The organism is Shewanella sp. GJ50-10 (genome assembly GCF_055808815.1).
In genome coordinates this window covers 3,862,362-3,887,060 of the sequence record NZ_JBVVSS010000001.1, presented here as the reverse complement: position 1 = coordinate 3,887,060, position 24,699 = coordinate 3,862,362, and the positions used below count along the sequence as shown (strand labels likewise).

The 24,699-nt window shown below is 40.6% G+C and carries 20 protein-coding genes; 7 read left to right on the top strand and 13 right to left on the bottom strand.

The genetic code is table 11. The annotated features are described in order from the left end of the window. Positions 1-373 precede the first annotated feature (373 nt). Both AC0L4E_RS16360 and AC0L4E_RS16355 read right to left on the bottom strand, forming a co-directional pair. Entirely contained in the window at positions 374-1,747 is a 1,374-nt protein-coding gene (locus AC0L4E_RS16360) for a sigma-54-dependent transcriptional regulator (RefSeq protein ID WP_473680210.1), read from the bottom strand. Between the two features lie 14 nt (positions 1,748-1,761). Further along, positions 1,762-3,747 (bottom strand): ATP-binding protein, encoded by a 1,986-nt coding sequence (locus AC0L4E_RS16355; protein WP_473680208.1) that lies wholly within the window; start codon positions 3,745-3,747, stop codon positions 1,762-1,764. Positions 3,748-4,152: 405 nt separating this feature from the next. Here AC0L4E_RS16355 and AC0L4E_RS16350 point away from each other — a divergent pair, with 405 nt between their 5' ends. Continuing rightward, the gene (locus tag AC0L4E_RS16350; protein WP_473680207.1) at positions 4,153-5,940 is read left to right on the top strand and encodes a flavocytochrome c; all 1,788 of its coding nucleotides are present in this window, start codon (positions 4,153-4,155) and stop codon (positions 5,938-5,940) included. A 124-nt stretch (positions 5,941-6,064) separates the two neighbouring features. On the opposite strand, the gene AC0L4E_RS16345 is transcribed toward AC0L4E_RS16350, so the two are convergent. From AC0L4E_RS16345 to cutA, 4 genes are all read right to left on the bottom strand, one after another. Further along, the gene (locus AC0L4E_RS16345) at positions 6,065-6,844 is read right to left on the bottom strand and encodes an ABC transporter permease (RefSeq protein WP_473680205.1); all 780 of its coding nucleotides are present in this window, start codon (positions 6,842-6,844) and stop codon (positions 6,065-6,067) included. 113 nt (positions 6,845-6,957) lie between these two features. Continuing rightward, positions 6,958-8,610 carry a cation:proton antiporter domain-containing protein gene (locus AC0L4E_RS16340; protein WP_473680203.1) on the bottom strand — a complete coding sequence of 551 codons (1,653 nt, stop codon included), beginning with the start codon at positions 8,608-8,610 and terminating at the stop codon, positions 6,958-6,960. A gap of 152 nt (positions 8,611-8,762) precedes the next feature. Further along, on the bottom strand, positions 8,763-10,637 hold the full coding sequence (locus AC0L4E_RS16335; protein ID WP_473680201.1) for a protein-disulfide reductase DsbD: 1,875 nt from the start codon (positions 10,635-10,637) through the stop codon (positions 8,763-8,765). Then, positions 10,634-10,957, bottom strand: a complete 324-nt coding sequence (gene cutA, locus AC0L4E_RS16330; RefSeq protein WP_473680199.1) for a divalent-cation tolerance protein CutA — start codon at positions 10,955-10,957, stop codon at positions 10,634-10,636. Before cutA ends, AC0L4E_RS16335 begins: the two co-directional genes overlap by 4 nt. Positions 10,958-11,211: 254 nt before the next feature. Here cutA and AC0L4E_RS16325 point away from each other — a divergent pair, with 254 nt between their 5' ends. After that, positions 11,212-11,862 (top strand): FxsA family protein, encoded by a 651-nt coding sequence (locus AC0L4E_RS16325; protein WP_473680197.1) that lies wholly within the window; start codon positions 11,212-11,214, stop codon positions 11,860-11,862. 115 nt (positions 11,863-11,977) lie between these two features. Here the strand turns inward: AC0L4E_RS16325 and AC0L4E_RS16320 are convergent, their stop codons facing one another. Next, positions 11,978-12,331, bottom strand: a complete 354-nt coding sequence (locus tag AC0L4E_RS16320) for a hypothetical protein (protein WP_473680195.1) — start codon at positions 12,329-12,331, stop codon at positions 11,978-11,980. 210 nt (positions 12,332-12,541) lie between these two features. Next, positions 12,542-13,933: an MATE family efflux transporter gene (locus AC0L4E_RS16315; RefSeq protein ID WP_473680193.1), complete on the bottom strand. Its 1,392-nt coding sequence runs from the start codon at positions 13,931-13,933 to the stop codon at positions 12,542-12,544. 223 nt (positions 13,934-14,156) lie between these two features. Here AC0L4E_RS16315 and AC0L4E_RS16310 point away from each other — a divergent pair, with 223 nt between their 5' ends. From AC0L4E_RS16310 to AC0L4E_RS16300, 3 genes are all read left to right on the top strand, one after another. Further along, positions 14,157-14,447: a co-chaperone GroES gene (locus tag AC0L4E_RS16310; RefSeq protein WP_220754134.1), complete on the top strand. Its 291-nt coding sequence runs from the start codon at positions 14,157-14,159 to the stop codon at positions 14,445-14,447. 52 nt (positions 14,448-14,499) lie between these two features. Continuing rightward, on the top strand, positions 14,500-16,143 hold the full coding sequence (groL, locus tag AC0L4E_RS16305; RefSeq protein ID WP_473680191.1) for a chaperonin GroEL: 1,644 nt from the start codon (positions 14,500-14,502) through the stop codon (positions 16,141-16,143). 361 nt (positions 16,144-16,504) lie between these two features. Further along, entirely contained in the window at positions 16,505-17,860 is a 1,356-nt protein-coding gene (locus AC0L4E_RS16300) for a biosynthetic peptidoglycan transglycosylase (protein ID WP_473680189.1), read from the top strand. A 108-nt stretch (positions 17,861-17,968) separates the two neighbouring features. On the opposite strand, the gene AC0L4E_RS16295 is transcribed toward AC0L4E_RS16300, so the two are convergent. Further along, positions 17,969-18,892 (bottom strand): hypothetical protein, encoded by a 924-nt coding sequence (locus AC0L4E_RS16295; protein ID WP_473680187.1) that lies wholly within the window; start codon positions 18,890-18,892, stop codon positions 17,969-17,971. Positions 18,893-18,900: 8 nt separating this feature from the next. Further along, positions 18,901-19,467: a recombinase family protein gene (locus AC0L4E_RS16290; RefSeq protein ID WP_473680185.1), complete on the bottom strand. Its 567-nt coding sequence runs from the start codon at positions 19,465-19,467 to the stop codon at positions 18,901-18,903. Between the two features lie 253 nt (positions 19,468-19,720). Between AC0L4E_RS16290 and AC0L4E_RS16285 the strand changes: the two genes are divergently transcribed. Beyond that, on the top strand, positions 19,721-19,912 hold the full coding sequence (locus AC0L4E_RS16285) for a YodC family protein (RefSeq protein ID WP_473680183.1): 192 nt from the start codon (positions 19,721-19,723) through the stop codon (positions 19,910-19,912). Positions 19,913-19,947: 35 nt separating this feature from the next. Here the strand turns inward: AC0L4E_RS16285 and AC0L4E_RS16280 are convergent, their stop codons facing one another. Both AC0L4E_RS16280 and AC0L4E_RS16275 read right to left on the bottom strand, forming a co-directional pair. Beyond that, positions 19,948-20,757 (bottom strand): hypothetical protein, encoded by an 810-nt coding sequence (locus tag AC0L4E_RS16280; RefSeq protein ID WP_473680181.1) that lies wholly within the window; start codon positions 20,755-20,757, stop codon positions 19,948-19,950. A gap of 33 nt (positions 20,758-20,790) precedes the next feature. Continuing rightward, on the bottom strand, positions 20,791-22,071 hold the full coding sequence (locus AC0L4E_RS16275) for a tyrosine-type recombinase/integrase (protein ID WP_473681714.1): 1,281 nt from the start codon (positions 22,069-22,071) through the stop codon (positions 20,791-20,793). 407 nt (positions 22,072-22,478) lie between these two features. Here AC0L4E_RS16275 and AC0L4E_RS16270 point away from each other — a divergent pair, with 407 nt between their 5' ends. Continuing rightward, the gene (locus AC0L4E_RS16270; RefSeq protein WP_473680179.1) at positions 22,479-22,868 is read left to right on the top strand and encodes a hypothetical protein; all 390 of its coding nucleotides are present in this window, start codon (positions 22,479-22,481) and stop codon (positions 22,866-22,868) included. 313 nt (positions 22,869-23,181) lie between these two features. Here the strand turns inward: AC0L4E_RS16270 and AC0L4E_RS16265 are convergent, their stop codons facing one another. Next, positions 23,182-24,666, bottom strand: a complete 1,485-nt coding sequence (locus AC0L4E_RS16265; RefSeq protein ID WP_473680177.1) for a hypothetical protein — start codon at positions 24,664-24,666, stop codon at positions 23,182-23,184. Between the last annotated feature and the right edge of the window lie 33 nt (positions 24,667-24,699).

Here is a 24,699-nt window from a genome sequence, read left to right as displayed (position 1 = left end):
AAGAATGCCGAGTTACGTAAAGCTACGCACTAAGTTACGAATCTAAGTTACTTATATAAGTGAGCTACTAAGATACTTATATCGTGTTGACTTACTTAACCTTAAATTTAGTTGAAAGTGAGTTAATTGCGCGATAGATATGTGATTTATATCACGATTGGTCGGAGGTGTAACTAGGATTAACTATTTTGATTTCATTTGAGCATTAATGTGAGTATTTTTTGAGTTAATTCATGTTGTTTCAGTCATGAATTGCCTCGAAAGAGGTATTGGTAGAGGGGGACTATTCTGTTTGTCGAACAATATTAGTTGATACTGATGTGAGCTGACATATCCATACTTTGCATATGCCAGCTTGGTTACCTTAATAAATTTAGTCTTTTTTGGTGATACGTCGGCTCAATGCTGATTGACTGATCCCCAGCATTTGCGCGGCAGCGGTTTGGTTATTTGCCGTGCGGCTCATGGCTTCATCAATCAGTGCTTGGCTCATATCAGCCAATGTCGGCAATACTTGCGGGAAGATAATCCCAGTGCCTAAATGAGACGAAGTTGATTTAAGCTCGTTGATGGCCTCCATAAAAGGCGAGATATTCAGTTGTATGCCATCACTGCGACTAACCGCATCAAACACCATTCCTTTCAATTCATGTAAATTCCCGGGGAAGTCATAGTCTTGCAGCTGCATCGCTAAATCGCTAGGTTGCTGGGGCGGCGTTAAATTCATCTCTTCAGCGGCCAGCGAGATAAAGTGATTAATCAACATCGCGATATCCAATTTACGTTGTCTTAACGGTGGTAAATGGATTTTGTGAGCACGTAATCGATAAAGTAGGTCACGCCTGAATTGCCCGTTTTTATTCAGTTCGAGCAAATCGTGCTGGGTTGATGTAATGATGCGGCAATTAACAGGATAAGGGCGATCGCTGCCAATTGGGTAGTATTGTTTTTGCTGCAGAACATCCAATAACTTGGCTTGAGAAGATAAAGGTAAATCGCCTATTTCGTTTAAATATAGCAAGCCTTTACCCACGGTATGCAAGGCGCCAGCTTGGGATTTCCCTGGCTCTTGGCTTAATCTGCCAAACAACTGCAATTCAAAGGCGCTTTCACTGATACCTGCTAAATTCACATTCACAAAAGGGGCGTCTGCGGAGCATAGCTGGTGGCAACTTTTGGCAAACTCATCTTTACCTGTGCCGCTTTCACCATAGATTAGTATTGGTTCAGGACTAAACGCGACAGCTTCTAAATAACGGAATTGATCCAGTAAATTGGGCTCGCAGGTGAGGATATTATTAAATGCGCTCGGTTGAGCCAGAGTTTTACTTAAAAAGCTTTCTTTGATGCGGTGATAGTTACGCTCAAGCCCAACGACTTCTAATGCGCGGCGAACTGTTAAGGCTAAATCGGCTACGTCATCGGTTTTAATAAAGTAGTTGTAAGCACCGTTTTTAATGCAACGAACGGCGGTATCGACTTCATTTACGCCGGTAACAATAATCACTCGAGTATTTGGATACTCAAGACGAATTTGCGCTAACAGATCTTCACCCGAATGAAACGGCATGGTTAAGTCTAATAGCACTAGCGCATAATCCGTTCCCTCTAAGCGGTTCATTACTTGGCGGCTATCAACGCAAGTATCTATCACCGCTTCTGGCACAAGACGGTTTAAGGTTACTGCTAATGTTCTTAGCCAAGGCGCTTCATCATCAACTAATAAAATATTACGGGCGAGTTTCACGATTTAGCTCCTTGCTACTTTTTAATATCAATGGGTTGGTTTGGCGTTAGTAAGCTAAACACTAAGGTGAAGCAACTGCCTTCATTGATGGTTGAGGTGACCTTCATATGGCCATGGTGCTCTTTTAAGATTCTGCTGCAAACCGATAAGCCTAAGCCACTGCCACCATGGGATCGCCTCGTGGTAAAAAATGGCTCAGTTATTCGCTTTAAGGTTTCTTTGTTCATTCCGCTACCGTTATCTTCGACACTAATGTATCCAGCTGACTTACTCGAATAAGTTTTAATGGTTATCTGACCATCGCCGGGTTGAGTCGCATGGCAGGCATTTTGGATCAGATTAATCATCACTTGATGTAATTGCTGGGCATCACCGTTAATCATCGGGCTTGGTTCTGCTAGTTCCATACCCACTTGGTAACGCTTTAGCTGGTTTGATGTTAGGCGCTGAGCGACTTGCACCACTTCATTTAAACTAATCGCTTGATGATTGGAGGCAAGATTGGGCAAGGCATAGCGTTTTAAATCATTCACAATCCGTGAAATACGTTTGGCGCTTTCTTCAACCACTTCAGTACTGTGACTAATTTCATCAAATGCAGCTTGAGGCTCAAGTCCAGCCACTAGCCAAAATGGGTTTTGCTGTTGGTAATAATCTGCTGCAGGGCGCAAATCTTTCATCGCTTCGGAAAACAGGGCAATTGAATGAATGATTATCCCAGTTGGGTTGTTAATCTCGTGGGCAACCCCAGCAGAAAGTTCTCCTAACGAAGCAAGACGACTAGCCTCATCGTTCGCTTGGCGAAGGTGTTGCTGTTCAGTATTTTCTTCGAGCAACACAACGACTTGATCTTCTGCAATGGGGTGAATTTGTACTTGCCAATATTGAGCCAAATACCTCATATCAGCGATAAAAGACTTTTTAGATTCAATCACCGATTTCACACCAGCGGCTAGAACAAAGGGAGTGCCATCGACATAATGGAACTGACTGTGGGTTAGCAGTTGGTTGTTGTCATTGCTCCACAGGCACTGCATTTTCTTGTCAAAAATGGTCATGCCGTGGGGAATACCGTCAAGTACTGCCTGAAATTGCTGGGATAAAGAGCGAATTTTTTGCTCGGCAATTTCACGTTGCTGCAGTTCAAGAGCTAGAGCTTCAGAGCGAAACTTTAAGCGGCGGCTGACTGAAAAGGTATACAACATGCCTATGGCTGAAATTATCGAAATCACGATAGACAGGGTAAGCATTTTCCTTTGGGTCGAAGTAATATCGAATTTTTCACGACCCATGCCAAACCATTTGTTGACTAACCTATCGTATTCGCCCGAGATTTTAAGTTGTCTTAAAGCATCGTTTATTTCATGCAGTAAAGCGGCATTAGCTGGGTTACTGACAAATGTGAAAGCGCCGAAAATTAATGCATCACTCGAGCTTCTTACCAAAGGGTATTTGGGCTGTAATCGCCTGGCGACAAAGTTTTCTGCCAGCACCACATCCACTTCATTGGTCATTAATTTTTGAAAGCCTGTTTCATATAAATCGACTTTTACTTGGGTGAAATTTTGCGGTTGATTAGTTAAAAACACATCGACAAAAGCACCACTTTTAATCGCGACCCTTTTACCTACTAAATCAGACCAATTGTCGATGTAATCTTTGCCTTGCAGGGTATACGCTTTGGCATGAGTGGCATAAATAGGATCGGATTGGCTTAACTCACGTCTTACATTAGTTGGGCTAACCACGGCAACAACATCAATCGGGCTGTTGATATCGTGCATGTCGGTCATCAGTTGCTGGAAGGTTTTACGGCGTACCATTATCGGCCTATCTAGCATTTGGCCGATGCGATCCATAAGTTCCACATGAAAGCCTTGATCAACGCCGTTATCTCGCCACTCTAAAGGTGCGGTTGTCGAATGCACCCCAAAGACGATAGTTTCCTTCGCGGCTAAAGGAAAACTGAGTAATAGCAATATGCAGAGACAATATTTCATCAAGATAAATTCAATGGCTAACAGATAGATATAGTTTGCACTTTAGCAAATCATAATCTTCATAACTGTGGCATTGAGCGTAAATTTGATAGAAAGCGAATCCCAGTAAGAAAGCTAAAGTGACCAATATGATAGGCGCCATTAATCAAACTGAGATTGTGAAGATGATCACCCACCGCTATGCAAAATTGCATAGCGGTCAATTGGACTATGCACTTTTGCATAGCCTTAAAAGCCAGATGTGATCCGCTGTTAACTTTGGAAATGAGTCTGAAAAGTTTGATTGAGCCAAGCACCATTGAGCGTGACAATTAAGTTAAATCAGGTTCAGTAGCAAATGTGATGACCAATAAGGCATGACTGAGAGTGACGAATTAGCGTCATGGCTACATTAAAGGAGTTACCATGAAATTAACACGATGCGCAGCGCTATTAGCTGCATTACTCGGTTCTGCAGGATTAGTTGGCGGCGCAATTGCAGCTGATAACCTTGCTGATTTTCACTCAGAAAATCAAGAGTGTGAAAGTTGCCATTTACCAAGTGGCGAGCTATCAAACGACAGCCTGACATTTGAAAATGAGCAATGTGTTTCATGTCATGGCACCTTAGCTGAAGTGGCTGAAAGCAATACTCGTGAAAACTACAATGCCCATGAATCTCATTTCCCTGGCGATGTTGCGTGTACGACTTGTCATAGCGGTCATGATAAATCAGTAGTTTATTGTGATTCTTGCCATAGCTTTGATTTCGATATGCCATTTGGTAGCAAATGGGAGCGTTACGAGCCTTCAATTGCTGAACTTGCTAAAGACTCTGCAGACCGTAAAGCGGCATTAGCTGCAGCGCCTAGTGACTCAGTGAATGTTGTGGTTGTCGGTTCAGGCGGGGCAGGTTTCTCTGCAGCAGTAGCTGCAAGCGATAAAGGCGCTAAAGTCATTTTAGTTGAGAAAGAACCAGTGATTGGCGGTAACGCAAAACTTGCAGCCGGCGGCATGAATGCAGCTTGGACTGATCAACAAAAAGCCAAAGATATTAAAGATAGCGTTGAGTCTATGTACAAAGACACCATGAAAGGTGGCCGTGACTTAAACGACCCTAAATTGGTTGAAGTACTGACATCTCACTCTAAAGGCTCTGTTGACTGGATGACAGCAATGGGCGCTGATTTAAATGATGTTGGTCGTATGGGCGGCGCATCTGCTAACCGTTCACATCGCCCAACAGGTGGCGCAGGTGTGGGTGCTCACGTGATTCAAGTGCTTTACGACAATGCTCTTGAGCGTAAAGTCGACATGCGCATGAATACCCGTGGTGTTGAAATCATCAAAGATGATGCTGGTAAAGTTGAAGGTTTACTGGTTAAAGGTCAATACACAGGTTACTACTGGATTAAAGCGGATGCTGTTGTCATGGCAACGGGTGGCTTTGGTCGCAATAACGAACGTGTTTCTCAGTACGATCCTAAGTTAAAAGGCTTTATTTCAACTAACCAACCTGGTGCAACTGGTGATGGTCTTGATGTTGCAGGTAATGCTGGTGCTGGTATGACTGACGTTAAGTACATTCAAGCTCACCCAACCTTATCGGTTAAAGGCGGCGTGATGGTAACTGAAGCGGTACGTGGTAACGGTGCAATTTTGGTTAACAAAGAAGGTAAACGCTTCGTCAACGAAATCACTACTCGTGATAAAGCGGCGGCAGCGATTCTTAATCAAACGGGTAAAGTGGCTTACTTAATCTTTGATGACTCAGTGCGTAAATCACTGAAGAAAATTGATAAGTATATCCAACTTGGTGTGGTGCCATCAGCTGACTCGCCTGAAAATCTAGGTAAAGTAGCTGGTATTGATGGTAAAGCATTAACGGCATCGATTGCTCAGTACAACAAACTAGTGGCTTCTGGTAAAGATACTGACTTTGAACGTCCTAACTTACCGCGTGCATTGAATGAAGGTAACTACTACGCCATAGAAGTGACCCCTGGTGTTCACCATACAATGGGTGGAGTATCGATTGATGATAAAGCTGAAATCCTATCTGAAGATAAGAAAGTGATTCCAGGTTTATACGGCGCAGGTGAAGTCACTGGTGGTGTTCATGGTGCTAACCGCTTAGGTGGTAACGCAATCTCTGACATCATTACGTTCGGTAGACTAGCGGGTGAACAAGCCGCTGCTTACTCTAAAAAATAGTCTTATATTTAGATACCGATAGCATTACTCCCCTGATGCTATCAAACTTAAAAGTGAGCCATTTGGCTCACTTTTTTTATCTTCTTTTTCTTACTTGCAATGTGAATGTTCAGTCGAACCAGTATCAGTTGGTGACAGCGTTAAAGCGCAACTTTCCGCTGTGATTAAGCAATTGATTAATAGTTAACTGAATTGCGCTGGCAACTGAAATCGTTAAGGTGGCAAAGATAGCGATTAAGATAATGATTTGATATTTGACGGCAATAATAGGATCTACGCCACCTAATATTTGACCAGTCATCATCCCAGGCAAACTCACCAGTCCTGTGGTGGTCATTGACGCAAGAATAGGCGCAAAAGATTGCTGCATTGCATGTTGAACAAACGGCTCTGACGCTTGTTTGGGACTCGCACCTAAAGCCAATGCGCCGTGATATTGCGGCTGCTTTTCTTCAAAGGCTGAAAATAAACGCTGCAGCGCAATAATGTTGCCACTGAGGCTATTACCCAGCAGCATGCCCGCAGTCGGGATTAAAAATTGGGTGCTATAAACTGGTGTAGGCTGGAACAAAAACAACATCATTATCAGTAATATTGGCACAAGCCCTAGCAATAAGCCTCCGATAACCGGCAGCATCATTACCCGTTTTGGGAGTTTCGCTTTACTAATAATTGCGCTGGCGCCGACCAGTAACATCACCAACAACCAGATCAAGTTTACCCAAAGATTTTCGAGGTGGAATAGGAATTTAAGGTAAAGGCCAATTAATACCATTTGCACCGTCATGCGCAGTACGGCAATAGCAATGTCTTTACCAAGGTGTAAATGAAAGTAGCGGTTAATTGCCAGTGGCGCGATAAGCACCAACATGAATACACTCATTGCGAGCCAGCTAATATCCATAATTCCTCATCTAATTTTGCGCTTAAGATAAATACAGTGCTGCTGACATGATTCAAGCATAAAAAAGCGCCTTATGAAATCATAAGACGCTGATTGAATGGTTTACTAAGCTGTTAAGGCTTACTCAATGTCTGAGTTATTTCAGGTGATGCACTGGCTTTATCGGCCTCAGTATCACTATCCGGTGTGGGCTCAAGTAACTCATGAATCACGTTATCAACAAAACCCGCACCCGCTGCTTCATACAAGTTGTAAACACTGTCTACACCTTGCTCTTTTAGTGATTGTGCATCTTCAGAGTACTGTACAATTGCGCTGATTTTGCCTTTATATTCGAGCTTTTGTAATTGCTCTACCGCAAACATATTACCGACATGATGCGGCATGGCCAGTAGTACTAACTCAAGGCTTGGTGCACGTTCAAGCTTTTCCCAAAAGTCGGTATCGCTAGCATCGCCTTGTACGACATTACGGCCTTCTTGGCGGTGAAAGTCGACTAAATCTTGTTTATGCTCAATCCCTAAAATCTCACCACTGTATTTACCACGAAGCTCGTCATAGGCCCCCGAACCAATTCGTCCCATTCCTAAAATTAAGAAACGTGGGTTACCCACGGGTATTTGTCTATCTTCAGGGTGAAGTGGATGCCTTTCTATTGTGGTGAAGGTGTCGTGGAATTTTTGATATAAGCGATTCACGCTGGCATTTAATGGCGCAGCGATTAAGAAACTGATACTTAATGCGACCGCTAAGATAATGAGCCACTCAGCAGGTAACCAGCCTTTTTGTGCGGCAACGGCGGCGACAATCAAGCCAAACTCACTGTAATTACCTAAGTTAAACGAGGCGAATAACGAGGTACGCGCACGCAATTTAAAGCGGGTCAAAATGAAGAAGAATAATAATACTTTAAATGGCATTAACAGCACTAATAGGCCTGCTAAACCTACGTCTTCAATCGTCGGTAAACCATTTAACCCAATGGTGAGGAAGAAGGCGACTAAGAACAATTCTTTAAAGTAATAAATCGACTTGGCAAGCTCTGATGATTTAGCGTGACCTGCAAGTAAAATACCCATGATCAACGCGCCTAAATCAGGTTTTAGGCCGACAGCTTCAAATACCCAAGCGCCCATAACCAGTGCCATAGCAAGACCAAACAAAATCAGCATTTCGCCATGGCCTACTCGATCAAACACTTTATAAATGACAGGTTTTAGCAGTGGCAGTAGTAATAAACCTAAGGCATAAACAGAAGGGAATTCACCTTTAGAAATGGTTAAGAACAGCACTGCGAAGATATCTTGCATAATCAAGATACCAATAGCGATGCGACCATAAAGTGCCTGACCATCACCGTTCTCATCCAAGACTTTAACGGCAAATACGGTACTGGAGAAACTGAGCGCAAAACTCAGCAGCAGTAGCTGGTTCATTTCAAGATCAACCAGTCTATCTAACCCTATTAAACCCAATAGTTTGAGTATGGGTAAAAAGAATAAAATAGAACCGACTAAGTGAAGACTGGAACTGGCCCAGACTTCCGATTTAAGCAGGCTTTTCACATCGAGCTTTAAGCCAATAGCGAATAGCAATAGCATGACGCCTAAGTCAGCTAGCTCTTGCAGTAATGGAACGCTTTCATCTTGCACGCCAAAGATAAACAGTAAGAAGCCGGCCGCTAAATATCCGATAAGCGGAGGAAGTCCTACTCGGCTAACGAGCATGCCGCAGACTAGGGTGATAATGAAAATTGCTGGTTCCATAATGCCTTAATTCTATTTGTTGAAAACAGGTTGTAGGTAAGTAGATTGTATAAGAAATAAATTAACTTGGTATTAAAAAGTCATTATAAAATAAAAAAAGACCAATTAAAAATTTAATTGGTCTTTTTTCAGTGTGTTATGTTTTTATAGTTTTACTTTTCGAGTAATAAATCCAAGTGCTCAGCAAAAGGTTTAGGCTTCATAAAGCCAGTTACTCGCATATCTTCACGTTGAACCCCGTTTTTATCGAACATGATAAGCGCAGGTAAGCCTAAAACACTGAAATGTTCCATCAACTCAATATCAATTGCGTCGGTTTTAGTTAAGTCAGCTTTAAGTAAAATCATTTGATCTAAACGTTCAACCACCGCTGGGTCTTTAAAGGTGATGTGCTCAAACTCTTTACAAGCTACGCACCAGTCAGCATATAAATCCAGCATGACATTTTTACCACTCACGCTGGCTTTATCTAACTCAAGTTCCAAATCTTCCACCGACTTAATCAGCTTAAATTCTACCTTTTTAACTTGGGTAGTTTGCGCAACTTCGTTGCTTATTGATGGCGCTTGTAGCCCCATAGCCGACATCACAGCTTGAAAACCATAAGAGAAACTAGCCAGTAAGGTTAGCAATAGCAGCACGCCACGAGTGGTTTGCTTCCAGTTAAACTCAGACAGTTTATTCTGGTGCATTAAGTAACCTGTTAAACTGATGCCCCAAATTGACCATAATACGTCAGAGACAACCCCAGGCCAGATCCGATCGATCATCACGATAGACACAGAAATCAGTAAGAAGCCGAAGATGGTTTTAATGATATCCATCCAAGCGCCTGCTCGTGGTAATAATTTACCGCCAGATGTACCAATAACAAGTAGTGGTACGCCCATGCCCATGCTTAATACGTAAAGTGCTAAGAAGCCTTGCAATAAGTCACCGCTTTGCGCCACGTAAATCAATGCACCAGACAAAGGAGCTGTTGTACAAGGTGAAGCAACTAAACCTGAAATCACCCCCATGAAGAACACGCCAATCAGGTTGCCACCTTTTTGGTTATTCGACAGGTTGTTCATTTTATCTTGCCATTTACCCGGCAGACGTAACTCGTACAGGCCGAACATCGACAAGCTTAATAGGACAAACATCACAGCTAAGAAAATCAAAATTGCAGGATGCTGCAGTGCAGCTTGGAACTTAAGTCCTGCCGATGCGACCACTAAGCCTAATAGCGAATAGGTAATGGCCATACCTTGAACATAAGCCATCGATAAAGTGAATGCTTTGGCAGTGGATAACTGCTTGCCTTGGCCGACAATAATGCCTGACAAGATTGGATACATTGGGAATACACAAGGCGTTAGTGCTAAACCAATACCTAAACCAAAGAAAATGATTAAGGTCCACATTAGGCTATCGTTAGCCAGCATTTGGCTTAAGCTGTCTTGTTGGGTAATTGGAGCTTGTGCGTTAGCTTGGCTACTGGCCTCTGAATCACCCTGTGAGCCGGTGTCAGCTTTTTTAGGTGCATCGCCAATAATGGCTTTCTTTTTAGCGAGTTTGCCATCGTTAGCTGCAACCGCTTCAAGGTCTACGTCACGCTTGGTTGGCGGATAACATAGTTTACCTTCAGCACAGCCCATAAAAGTGACTTGCACTTTTGAGCCTGCAGCAGCCTCTTTTAGGGCTAATGGCAGTTCAACAAACGAGTAATAAACTTCTTGTTCGCCAAAGTACTCATCGTCGTGCATCTTACCTTTTGGCAGCGCGATATCACCAATAACGGCACCATCAGCACTAAAGGTGAGTTTGTCACGGTACAGGTAATAGCCTTCAGCGATAACAAAGTTAATTGCCACTCGATTACCGTCTTGCTTGTAATCAAAAACAAACGCTTGCTCAACAGGCATTAATTCAGGTTCATCCTGAAGGAAGCTGAACTTCTTGTTGTTGCTAAAAATGTCTTCACTGTGTGCTAACGGGGATAGCAGAAGTAAACTGGTCAATAAAAACGTAAATATTTTTTTCATGATTGAGAGGTTTCTTTTATCCAATGTAAATAATTTGGCAAGCCTTGAGTAATAGGCGTAGCGATTAATTCTGGTACTTCATAGGGATGCAAATCGATCACTATTTTTTCTATCACATCATAATTATCTGCCATGCATTTTATGTGCATCGCGACTTCACTACTATGACAAACCTCACCTTCCCAAATATAAACTGACTCAACTTGCGGATACAGTTGCACACAGGCGGCAACTTTAGCTGCGACTAATGCCGTGGCGAGCTGTTTAGCACTGGCGATATCTGGGCAAGTTGTTATAACTAATAAATAGCTTGCTGACATAGGGAGTCTATCATCCTTGGTTTATCTTAAAGTTAGCTTAAGCTTAATAACCTAAAATGGGTTAATGCCAGTGCTTTTTGAATTTAATCATAATTCGCTAATGTATCTCACTTTTGTTCAGTACAATAGCAAATTACATTAGCGTTGTGAGTCACGTAATTCAGTTGCGATTAACGATAATCTCGATGCGTCTTGAATTAAGACCCGATTACCCCCATATATTGTTCATACCCAATGAAATAATTGAGGCCAACATGCTGTTAGTTTTGTTTTTAGTTTTTATTCTTGTTCCTGCTATTGAGTTATCGGTATTGATCTCAGTAGGGGATGTGTTTGGCGCATTGAATACAGTAGCGCTGGTTTTTCTAACCGCAATTGTGGGTGTTTCACTGGTTCGTAGCCAAGGGCTGAGTACCTTAATGTCGGTGCAATCTAAGCTTGAGCGTGGTGAAGCGCCGGGTAAAGAAATTGTCGAAGGCATGATGTTAGCGGCGGCGGGTTTATTGTTATTGTTCCCAGGCTTTGTGACTGACTTTATTGGGTTATTGCTTTTAACTCCATTCACTCGTTCACCGATCGCTAGCTATATATTCAAACGTATGCAAATGCGTGTGGTTGCTGGTGGCGGATTTAAAGGCGGTTTCCAAGGTCAAGCAGGTCAAAGCCCTTTTGGTCATCAAGGTCCATTTGGTGGCCAAAGCCCGTTTGGGCAAGACGGCAATACCTTTGACGGTGATTTTGAGCGCAAATTCGACCCTAATGATTTAACCCCAGAAACGCATCAAGTCGAAATAAAAGATATTACGCCTGCTAACGATAATGGTTCTGAGGCGGATACCCAATCTGATGTTAAACCTGAGAATTCAGATAACAGTAAAGATGCGGATAAAACCGATAAACCTTAAGCTGTAATTGAATATTAAAAAGCCGCTTGAGCATTAAACTCAAGCGGCTTTTTTGTAGAAGTTTTGGCAAAGCTATGGTTTAAAAAATCATTAAGCGACTGCTGTATCTAAGTACCTATTGCTTAGCGGCGTCATCCATTTTTTTACCCATCCAGAATGCGCTAATCGTGCCGCCAATCCAGCAAGCTAATAAAATCCACAGGGCAAAGTTTAACGATTGGGGTAAGTTGTTGGTGACACTGTCGTGAACGGCAGCGTAAATACTATAAAAATCCAGCGGAATATTACCTGCAACAATCTCATCGGCAATGGCTTGAGCACGTTTCATGATTACAGTCATCATTACGCATAGGCTGACGAAACAGGCCGCAATAATGCCCCAACCAATGGCTTTTTTACCTAAATATAAATGCCCCGTTCCTGGACATACAAAAGCGTTTAACAGTGCTGCATTGACTGATTTACTCATGAACTTTCCTTGGGATGTTAGTCCCTAGTTGTATATGTCGAATTAGCTTACTCTTCAAAAGAGCCTTTAACTCAATACATCATTAATTGTGCAATGCTGCAATAGCTGATGAATTAAGCTTAATCATGACCTCGATGAAAGCATCTTCACAAAGCTATTTCGTAAAACTAGCTTCATAAAAGCAATCTAGGTCAAATTATATTGCTAAAACTATAGCGTAGAGTCAGGAGAGTTATTGATTTCGTCACTGTTGTAATGCAAATGGGCTGAGTCGGGTTCAGTGATTTTGCTGGCCATAACATAGCAAGCTATACCCATAATTGTATTAGTCACAGGCAGTGCAATCAGTAAGCCCTTAACGCCACCTAAATATAAGCCTACTGCCGCTAAAGGCAGCATCAAAGCAAATAAACGCACAAGGTTAATCACTAATGACTTCATTGGGCGGTGGTAAGCATTTAAGCAAGTCGCAAACATAATCACGATGGCTAAAGGGCCATATGCGGCGGGTAAAACTTGAATATAAAAACTGAGATAATCAATGACCGCAGGATCCTGACTGAATAGCTCTGCAATAGCATGACCGCTGAAGAAAATTGGAATATACAGCAAGGTTTGAAGCACTAACGCAAAGCGAAAAGCCAGCATCATGCCATCTTTGGCCCGCTGAGATTGGCCAGCTCCAAGGTTTTGACCAACAAAGGGCATCAAGCTTGAAGTGAGCGCCATAATCACCACTAGAAATAATGTTTCTAGGCGAATACCGGCGCCAAAAGCGGCAACAGCAGCTTGGTCTGCACGGGCGAGCATCGCTAAAATCACGCCATTGGCGATAGGGTTTAGCATATTCATTAATGCAGCAGGGCGAGCAATATGACCGAGCTTTTTCCAATTTGCACTAATACGGACTCGGCAAAGCGTCATTAGCTCTAAGATGCGCTTTTTATAAATGAGGATGTAGCCTGAAACGGTAAAAGCGACTATCCACGACACTAACGTCGCAATTGCAGCACCTTGAATCTCAAGGCGGGGAAATGGCCCTAAACCAAAAATTAATAACGGATCGAGTATTAAGTTAATAATCGCCGCGACCGCCATGATTATTGCTGGTGAGCGAGTATCGCCCGTGGCGCGAATGCCTTGGTTACCCACCATCAGCAGTACTAATAACGGTGCACTGTAAAACCATATCAACATATAGTCGTGAATAAGCGGCAAGCTTTTTTCGTTTGCACCCATCAAGGTAAACAATGGGTCGATAGCCATAATGCCAATAGCAACCAATACACTGATTAATACAAAGGTCAGTAGCATGGCATCAAATAAGAAGCTTTTGGCTTTGGAGGTATTGCCCGCACCGATAAGTCGAGAAAGGTTTGTCGACGTGGCAGCGCCAATACCAATGGCAATGCTGGCAAATACAATGGCGACAGGGAAAGTAAAACTGACAGCCGCCAGCGCATCAGTACCTAATTGGCTGATGAAGAATGTATCTATGAGGCTGCCACCATAAATGGTGAGGATACCGATAAGGTTTGGGAGGCTCATATTAAATAGCACGCGGCCAATCGGCGCACTTAGCAACCCATGTTTATCATTCATCAATTTGGACTTAACACGACAACGGGAGACAAATTCTACCAGTATTTATTATGGTTTAATAAATACTAGCTACAATTTTACAAAAAAAATCGCAGTTTTTTTATTAAACCCCTTGGAACTGTGAGCATCGACCCCCATATATCAAACATCAAAGGGAGTATTGCCCTTATCATTTGTTTTAATCGCCTCGTTTGTGGGCAGCAATCATTAGGAGAGTCCGTAGATGAATATTCGTCCATTACATGACCGCGTAATCGTTAAGCGTTTAGAAGTAGAATCAACTTCAGCTGGTGGCATCGTATTAACAGGTAGTGCTGCAGAAGTTTCTACACGTGGTGAAATCCTTGCTGTGGGCAATGGTCGTATTTTAGAGAACGGTACTGTTAAAGCACTTGACGTACAAGTTGGCGACGTAGTGATTTTCAATGAAGGTTACGGCGTGAAGAAAGAAAAGATTGATGGTGAAGAAGTACTTATCCTATCTGAATCAGACTTAATGGCAGTTGTAGGTTAATCCTAGTTATTAACTCGCTTTCAAGAATCAACAAATTTTAAGGAACAGACAAATGTCAGCAAAAGAAGTTAAATTTGGCAGTGACGCTCGCGTTAAAATGCTAGACGGCGTAAACATTCTCGCTAACGCAGTTAAAGTAACTTTAGGCCCTAAAGGTCGTAACGTTGTTTTAGACAAAAGCTTTGGCGCACCACTAATCACTAAAGATGGTGTTTCAGTTGCCAAAGAAATCGAACTAGAAGATAAGTTCGAAAACATGGGCGCTCAAATGGTGAAAGAAGTTGCTTCTAAAGCCAATGACGCTGCTGGTGACGGTACCACTACTGCTACTGTTCTTGCACAATCAATCGTGACTGAAGGTCTTAAAGCGGTTGCAGCTGGCATGAACCCAATGGATCTTAAGCGCGGTATCGATAAAGCTGTTATTGCAGCGGTTGCTGAGCTTAAAGCACTTTCTCAAGAGTGTTCAGATTCAAAAGCGATTGCACAGGTTGGTACTATTTCAGCTAACTCTGACGAATCAATCGGCGAAATCATTGCAACAGCAATGGAGCGTGTTGGTAAAGAAGGCGTTATCACCGTTGAAGAAGGCCAAGCACTAGAAAACGAATTAGACGTTGTTGAAGGTATGCAGTTTGACCGTGGTTACCTATCACCATACTTCATCAACAAGCCAGAAACTGGCAGCGTTGAGTTAGATTCTCCTTTCATCTTATTAGTTGATAAGAAAATCTCTAACATCCGCGAATTATTACCAATCCTAGAAGCGTTAGCGAAAACAGGTAAGCCATTGCTTATCGTTGCAGAAGACGTTGAAGGCGAAGCATTAGCAACATTAGTTGTGAACAACATGCGCGGTATCGTTAAAGTCGCTGCTGTTAAAGCACCTGGCTTTGGTGACCGTCGTAAAGCAATGCTACAAGACATCGCTATCTTAACTGGCGGTACTGTTATCGCTGAAGAAATCGGTCTAGAAATTGAAAAAGCAACCCTAGAAGATTTAGGTACAGCTAAGCGCGTAGTTATCACTAAAGATAACGCGACCATCATCGATGGTAACGGCGAGCAAGCTCAAATCTCTGGTCGTGTTTCTCAAATCAAAATTCAAGTTGAAGAGTCAACTTCTGACTACGACAAAGAAAAACTTCAAGAGCGTATGGCTAAACTTGCTGGCGGCGTAGCTGTTATCAAAGTTGGCGCAGCCACTGAAGTTGAAATGAAAGAGAAAAAAGCACGCGTTGAAGATGCATTACACGCAACTCGCGCAGCAGTTGAAGAAGGCGTTGTTCCTGGAGGTGGGGTTGCACTAGTACGTGTTGCTTCTAAAATCTCTGAAGTTGAAGTAATCAACGAAGACCAAAAACACGGTGTGATCATCGCTCTACGTTCAATGGAAGCACCTCTTCGCCAAATCGCAACTAACGCTGGTGAAGAAGCGTCAGTTGTAGCTAACACAGTTAAAAACGGCACAGGTAACTTCGGTTACAATGCTGGTAACGACACATACGGCGACATGCTAGAGATGGGTATTCTTGACCCAACTAAAGTAACCCGTAGTGCACTACAGTTTGCCGCTTCTATTGCTGGTCTAATGATCACAACTGAAGCAATGGTAGCTGAAATTCCACAAGACGCATCTGCTCCAGATATGGGCGGTATGGGCGGTGGTATGGGCGGAATGGGCGGCATGATGTAATTATTGCCCATGACTTAACTGTCATATAAAACAATAACTTAAGGCTACCGTGTTGACTCTATTGTTGACCCCTACGGTAGCCTTTTTGTTTGTGGGTGGCAAGTAATTCAGACCCAAATGACTTTTTCGTTGTCTTAAAGAAGATAGGGGGGCTATGCGGGGGTATAGAGATACCTTAGCGATTGCTACGTTCCCTTATGTACACACAAAACGTAGGTTTGATACTTTCATTTTCTGTTTGGGCTAATTCAGTTAAATTTTCCGATTCAAAAAAGTCATACTTCATTTAGTGTTAAGCTCATGCTATAACCAGAACACCATACTTAGCTTGTAATACAACAGTTTAAACGGAATTATTATTTTGATTGAAGAAGATTATAAGAATGGTTTTAAACAACACTTTCCTACATATATTTTTAAAGAAAGGGATATTGCACTAGAGGAATACAAGGTAGCGGCTAAGAGTCTTGAGTCTGAAGAACGGGTTTTTTTAAATGCCTCAAATGTTACTCTTGTAGCCTCTGCAGCTATGGGGTCATTGTTAGTTAGCTATTCTGAGAAGATTTTTTCTGCTTTTGACAAAATAATCCCATCTTATATGCTTTCGTGTGTATTACTTACACTCATTTTTAGCTTCTCATTTATTTCTCTTAAGTACTTTTCTGACAGACAGCGTGCGATTGTATTTGCTGGTAGGAAAATTATTATTCTTAGGCGAATGTTGGGACTGAATTATGGTCACATCCAATTAATTTTACCTAATTGGAGAGTAGAAGGAGCTGATCAACCCCTAGCACTGAAATTATTCTCTGGCTGGTTAACTTATGCGGCATACCCCTTTTGGATTATTTCAATAGTGTCAACTTCAGTTATTTTATTTCTGAGCGCATTATTTTTAAGGGATAACCCTAGTGTTATGGCAACTGATTTAAAGCCTTTTTTTCTTTTATTTACAGGAACATCATGGCTCATCTTACTGATGTTTATTTTTAGAGCATCCTTATTAGATACACATGAGAGGATGAGGTTAGTATTTTATAAAATAGCATCCAAAGTGATTGGTGTTTCAATAGCTAGTAACACAGAATATATTATCTATAGAGCAAAGCTTGCTTGTCATGAAGTTGACAGATTAAAAGTAAACACTGCTGAATTGAAAAGGTTTTTAGTATTTATCGAAGATAGGGATTTTTATAAACACTCTGGGGTTAGTTACAAATCTCTACTAAGAAGTATATTGAGCCTATTCGGATTCATGCCTAAATCAGGAGGGTCAACAATAGCCCAACAATTGATTAGAACTTTATTTATTCAAGATTTACACAAGACTAAAAGACGGAAGGTACTTGAGCTTGGTCTTGCTCCTTGGTTGACTAATGTTTTTAGTAGAAACCTCATTCTTGATATTTATATTGTTGCTGTGCGTTATGAGAAAGGTTGTTTTGGTGTTATTGAAGCTATGGAACATTTTTGGGGGAAAATTATTATCTCACCAAGTAAGGCGGAGGCATTCTTTCTAATCGAAAGAGTTAGCAATATCAGATCTAAATTATTGGTTGATAGGATAATAGATACTGTTCGTTCGGCAAAGAAGCAAGGGTTGCTAAATGATTCAGATGTAATAAAGCTAATAGACATCTATAAGCAAGCCGTTAAAACTGAGAAAATATTTGCAACTAAAGATGCTTTAAAAAAGTTAAAAGGTGGGCTTTTATAATCTGTTGTGTACACCCTAAGACTCCCTCAAGGTGTACACACGTGTACAGTTTACAATGATTACCCTGTAGACCTTATTGTGTAAGGGTTACGGGTTCACAATGTGATTCTAAAAGTAGTCATCTCCATGACTATTAACATCATAATCAGTATCACTACCTTGCACAGAACCTGCTTGTTCTAGCCACTTTCCTCGTTGTGATATCGAGATACCTAAACCAGTTCCTCTAATGAATTTCCTTAAGCCCTCTCTGAAAATATCTGGATCATATCTCTCAAGCATGCGGCTGATATCTTTAGAAGCTGCTGTAATTAGCTCTTGTTCCCTGTTTTCGTCATCTGGCATGAACTCATTACCAGTAATAGCATCTGAAAGTCGTCTAATCTTAGGGAATCCTTTAGAGTCCCAAGCACTCTTGGGCAAGTAGTAAGTAGAGTTAATTCCATTCTGTAAGTGCTCTGTTAATCCGTCTAAACTAATCAACTCTTTATTAGTGTAATCAGTTAAAGTTTTCTTACAGGCCTTAAGTCCTCTAGCTATATGGTTTGCTTGACCACGGCTACAACCAACTTTTGTAATTACTTGAGATATACTTAATTCAAAATCACCAGCAACGATCAAAGCCCTAAACTTAGCCTGCATTGCTTCGTCTGAAGTCACACCAACACCGTGGCCTTGATTAGCTTCTTGCGCTGCTGTAAATGCTTCTTGGTAGGTTCGATTCTTAATGACTAATGCCTTAATCATTAAGTCTGCTTCGGGGTTCTCTTTAAGGTATTTTAAACAAGCCCCTGTTCTATGGAAACCATCGACTACATAGTAAATATCATTAACCACAAATACGGTAATAGCCTGCTTTATTGGTACACCATTATGGAGGTCATCAAGAATACTTTTATCTTGTGCTTCTTGCTTAATTTCTTGTGCAGCCCTCAAGCGTTTATCTTTTATTAGCTCAACATCACGAGCCTGCATTGATGGGTCTAAGGTTAAACTCTTAGGGTCTAAATTAGTGTATATGCTGTCTGACATATATTCGTTCATTTACTTATCTCTAAGGCTGCTAAAGCCCTTTGTACAGTTGATAATGATACGCCTACTTCCTTGGCAATCTTCCTTAATGAAACACCTTGAGAACGTAGCTCAGAGATCCGCTGGTGGTTCATTTCATTCGTTGGTCTACCTTTGTACTTGCCAGCACTTTTTGCCTTCTCAATGCCTTCCTGACGCCTCTCCTGAATCATTGATAACTCGAACTGAGCAACAGCACCAAGCATGTTAAGCATTAGCTCTGACATATGGTCATTGCCACCAGCATTAAAGATAAGACCTTCTTTGTGGAACTTAACGGTTATACCTTGGCTATTCCAATCATTAATAAGCTGCTTCAAATCAACCAAGTTACGAGCTAGGCGGTCGATACTGTGCACATGGATAGTGTCACCATTCCTAACGTAGTCTTTAAGCTCAATAAGGGCAGGACGTTTAGTTGAACCACCACTACATTTATCAGTGAAAGTTTTATCAAAGGAGATGCTTGAATCATTAAGCTGGCGGTCAGTGTTCTGTTCTACTGTAGAGACTCGTAAATAAGCTATATGTGCCACAAGGTGTACCCGTTAGGTTCTTAGGAGTGGCTAATAGTATTGTACCCATTATTGTATTTCAAGCCTAGTGGGTACTGTTCGATCACAGTTTGACCATACCTGTATGGGTATACCTAGTGGGTACTATGAAGTTCTATTCAATATGTGATGTAGTTCATCCTATTTTTACTTCTACATCTACTAAGAGCTTGATTAAATATTGAATAAGTAAGATATTAGAGTCTAAATAATAAACTATAAGGACATATTTGAAATGGCATTTAAAGAAGGCGATGTTGTTGTGTTGAAGTCTGGCGGGCCTCGTATGACTGTGATTGAAGTGGATGGGGAAGATTGTCAATGCCAATGGTTCAATGATAAAAACACCCTCGATATGGGGTGCTTTCCTGCAAGTGCCCTAGAATTGCCTTCGGAGGCTATAGCGTTCAGTGTTGGTCGTAGGTAATTGATTCGCGGCTGACTTTCATTAAGTAAGCCGTTTTAACCTAATCTGACTATAACTTCATTCATCGTATAGTGAACAAACTCCTGTCCTAACTCCGTAAGTTCATATGCTTTGGTACGCTCAAAAGCAGATTCTAAAGTGTTTGAACTTGTTCTTTGTCGTGTATTTTCTTTAATAAACTGGCCTTGAAAATTCTTCTTTCTGGTTTGTCTTATTACACCACCAGTACTGAGATCTCGCATTACCAGTTTAAACAAATCAGCATCAGAGCTATCTTCTCTAGGGATGTTGTCTGAGAATGATAGCCAGATATCCCTTCTATTTATACCGTTCGTATTTACAACAGCCCTGATTACCAAAAAATGAATTTCGTGGTATTTATCAATCCATTCATTAAAAAGACGAACTTGATCATCTTGGCAAATGGAGGTGGTTGCTGCATTTGTTATTAGGTTAATAATGTATTTGCGCTTTTCTTTTGTTTCAGCTTGATCCCATGAACGAAAGGACTTCCTTACTAACGATAGATATTCTTCGGAATCGATTCTACTAGTGAGGTCACTTTCTATCTTATTAATACACTCAGTGAGTGAAGACAAGTCTTGATAAAGTGAGTCCATTTTAACTTTATGGGTATATAGCCATTCTTGCAGAAGTTGATTAATTTTACCTTGTTCTTTCTCACTGTGAATAGTGTTACCAGCTGCAATAACACTTCCAACCCATGGAATAACACTCATTGCATTTGCTGCAACTTTTAATAAGCCTTTATATTTACTTCCAGTTATTAACTGTAAATCATAAGCTATGAACTCTTCTGTTCTTAGTTGTTTACTATCGGGCATACAACCTCCTTGTTTTTTGTAGCTAACAAAAGGTTAGCTTGTTAACCAATCACGCTTTATTATTTTCACTGCGTTTTCAATAGAGTCCTTTAATCTATACAATTCGTCAGCCTTTGCATAGTAACCATACGTCATGGTCTCACCACCTTTGTGACCAACAATAAAGGCTGCTGTGCGTTCTCTAATACCTGCTCTATCGAATGCTGTACTCATGTGTACCCTAAAGCTATGAAAACGCTTAGTCTTGTCTGTCGTGATCTCAGCTACTTTAAATCGACTAAAGTCACGGCTAGCTTTCTTGCCTTCAATCCCAAACAAAAGGGTTTCAGGTTCAACCTTCGTTAAACGCCTTTTAATGATAGGAATTAGTTCATTGCATACAGGCACAGTGCGTTGGGCTGCGTTAGTTTTACCCTTACGAATAAAGAAGGCCATTACGTCACCTTCAATGTGTACATCTTCAGCTTTAAGGTTACAAATCTCACCAATGCGCATTCCTGTAAATAGACCTACTTTGGTTATGTCACCCAGTGTGTTCTGCTGTGCATCAGCCCATAGCATTATCTTTTGTATTTCTTCAGCACTGAACATTTGAGTTTTCTGTGTGGTGCTTTCTTTATAGTATGCAAGGTCATGCTCTGAGAAAGGGCAAGGACGCTGTTCTATTAGGCCTATTTGCCAAGCGTGCTTATAGAGTGTTCTGAGTCGACTTAAGTTACCTGATACCGTACTAACGCTGTAGCTTTCAATAGTTTGCTCAATATAGTTAAGAACGTCTTTACGGTGAATAGATTCAAGCTCAATATCAAATTGACCACAGTGTTTTAAAAACTTATCGGTAGTGGTTTTAATCTTTGATAATGTGTCTACATTTCTTCGAGTGTTACGCTCAAGCCATGAATGTAATGCTTCTCGTAATGTTGGTCGATACCCTTCAGGAATGTTACCTGTTTCAACTGAGTGTGAGGCTGCTAATTGAGCCTTGGGGAAGGTTTCAGTATCAAGGATATCTTGAGTTGATAATTGGTAATATGCTTCACCACGGTTGCCTCTGGCTTCATGTTTAGCTTCAGTAAGCGTATCAACAAAAGCTAAGAATGCAGTTCTTTCATTACTGTAAGCAGACTCTTTCTGTGCAGCTATTTCACCAACGATTCTATCTCTACGGATTCGAGCCGTCTTAATGCAAGCAGTACCAAGCGTGCGGGTGATGAATGGCTTGTGGGGATAGAGGTGCATCAATGCTTTAGGTACTCTCATATTAAACTGATATGTGTCTTTACCCTTCTTTTTGACTATGTACTTGTTTGGCAATGTATACCTCTTTGTTGACCGCAATGTTGACCCCGATGTTACCTGAAAGCCTTTGTCATAGGCGTGTCGTGGGTCACAGAACGATTTAGGCGGCATGATGTAATTTACTGGTCTAAATCGGTGATTACTGCGTTGCTTCACCACTCGTTTATGAAAAACTAAACGTCGTGGTAAAGCGCCTTGTACTAACACGATTTATCCTGCGTAAATGCTCTGTTGGTCTCTAGCCTAAAAGCTTAGAACCGAACTTCTTGTAAAATAAATTGAAAGCCCCGATACCTAACGGTATCGGGGCTTTTGTTTATATGTCATAACATTACTTAGGGTAATTTTGTTTTAATTGAAGTTAGTTTATTCTGATTTCACTAATTTCTTACCCAAGTTTGTCATAATCAAGGTCTTCAGATATGAAACGTTATTTTCTTATGTTTTTATTATGTATAAATTGGAGTTTAATTGCTGAAGAGAAGAGCCAACTTGGTTTTGACGAATTGATGAGTGAAGGTTTTAATAATCTTTTAGTGAAAGACTTTAAACAGGCTGAAACAGATTATTTAGAAGTAATAAATAGATACTGTCCTATTGTTGATAAGAAATGTTCAATGGCCTATTCAATGATGAGGGATATAAACCTTTATCAAGGTGATGCGCAAGGAACATTAAAGTATGCGGTAATAGTTGATTCACTTTACGACCAAGAGGAAGTTGCCTCTAAAACCAATTTTCATCAGATATGTAAAAGTGATTATTTCGAAAAGTATAAGACCGATTTTACTGTATTCTGTCTAAATAAGTGAAGAAGTAGGATTAGATTCTGAGCCAGCGCCTGATATGGGCGGCATGATGTAATTTACTGGTTTAAATGGTTTAAATGGTTTAAATGGTTTAAATGGTTTAAATGGGTTATAGCAGCGTTACTTTGCAGCTCGTGTAGAAAAACACTACACGTCGCTACAAAAAGCCTTGCTCTAAGCCCATTTATCCTGCGTAAATGCTCTGTTGGTCTGTAGCCTAAAAGCTTAGAACCGAACTTCTTGTAAAAGAAATTGAAAGCCCCGATACCTAACGGTATCGGGGCTTTTTTATTTTATTCATAATAATGACATTATTCTAATTCTTAGCTGTTCCAATTGAATCTAATGCAGCAGTTGCTTTTGTATCAGCCTCGTTTAGCTTAGATGCTGCTTCACCTTCTAATTTTGCAGTTAATTTTGAAAAACCTGGTATATTTTTCAACTTTTCTACTGCATCTCCAAGCTGTACACTTTTATCCAACGCATCCATTAATGGATGATCTGTTGTTTTATAGTTTGATATTAATTTCCCTGGATTCTCTGAATTAACATGTAAAAGGTTAAATAACAGTTTAACTTTTAACTCATTAGATGTTTCATTATCACCTAACTCTTCAATTTGAGTTGAAAGCCCTTCGAAAGTTTTACTAAGAACACCTTTGTGTGTGTACTCTTCAATTAGCCTTTTTGATAAATTAATTTTCTTATTTGCAGAGTATGCAAACCAAAGAATAGGAAAATATAGTGGCAATATAGATAAAATTAACTTGGGTGTTTCTGAGATCACGGTAAGCAGATCTTGTTTTAAAAATATCAATAAATATAAGTCGACTAAAAAAGGGATTGTTGAAATTATTACCAACCATTTTATTGACTTGGCGAAATTAGTTTTGTGCTTTTCTAACTCTTCACTTTCAGTATCTACTTTCTCACTATATGCGGCACTTAATCCTGTAGTTAGTGCGGCAGGTAAAAGAGTCACAATTTTTTGGTAAACGTCATCAAATTGAGACGTTTGCTTTTCAATGGAACTATTAAACTTTTCATTTGATAGCTCCATAAAACTTGAGTAGCTATCTTCAGTTTGTGTCTTTAAATTTAAAATATTGTCTTCGAGATTGTTTAAATTGATTTTCAAGTCTAAATAAGATGATTCTAATTCATCCTTTATGCCTTCAATTCTTTCTTGTTCACCTAAATCATTTTCAGAATCATAACCTAATATTTCATCTCTTAACTCTCTTACTTTAGAATGGTAGCTTGTTATATTTTTTAATATGCCAGTAGCTTTGGAGTCTATTTCTTTTATGCTATCTAATTGTTCGTTAGCGTTTTCTAATTGGCTTTCAAGATCTTCATTTTTATTTAATAAATCCATTGTTTCTGAAATCTTAGATATTACTTCTTCATGCTTTAATGACACATCATTAAAGAGCTGCTCTCCTTCTTCAAATGTAGAATGAAAAGCAGCAGTAGCTTTGTTAGCTTCATCAAATTGAAGTTGACTTTTTTCTAAAATATGCCGATTCTCTTGCTGTATTAGCTGTAAGTCATTCAGAGTGATTTCAGCTTCTTCTTTAATTTTCTTAATTTTAGATTTATATTGAGCTGCAGACCTCGCAGCCGTTTGAGCTACCTCTTTACTTTCACTTGGTTGTTTTATTTTTTCTTCAAGGTCTTTAATTTTATTTGATTGGCTTTCAATTAACTTATCTTGCTTAACGATCAATTCTTCTAGTGGGACAAGCCGTTGCCATAGGCGGCCTATTTCATCAGCATTATTTTTATCAGAACCAAACATGTATTTACCTTATTTAGTGAAAGTTAAACTATT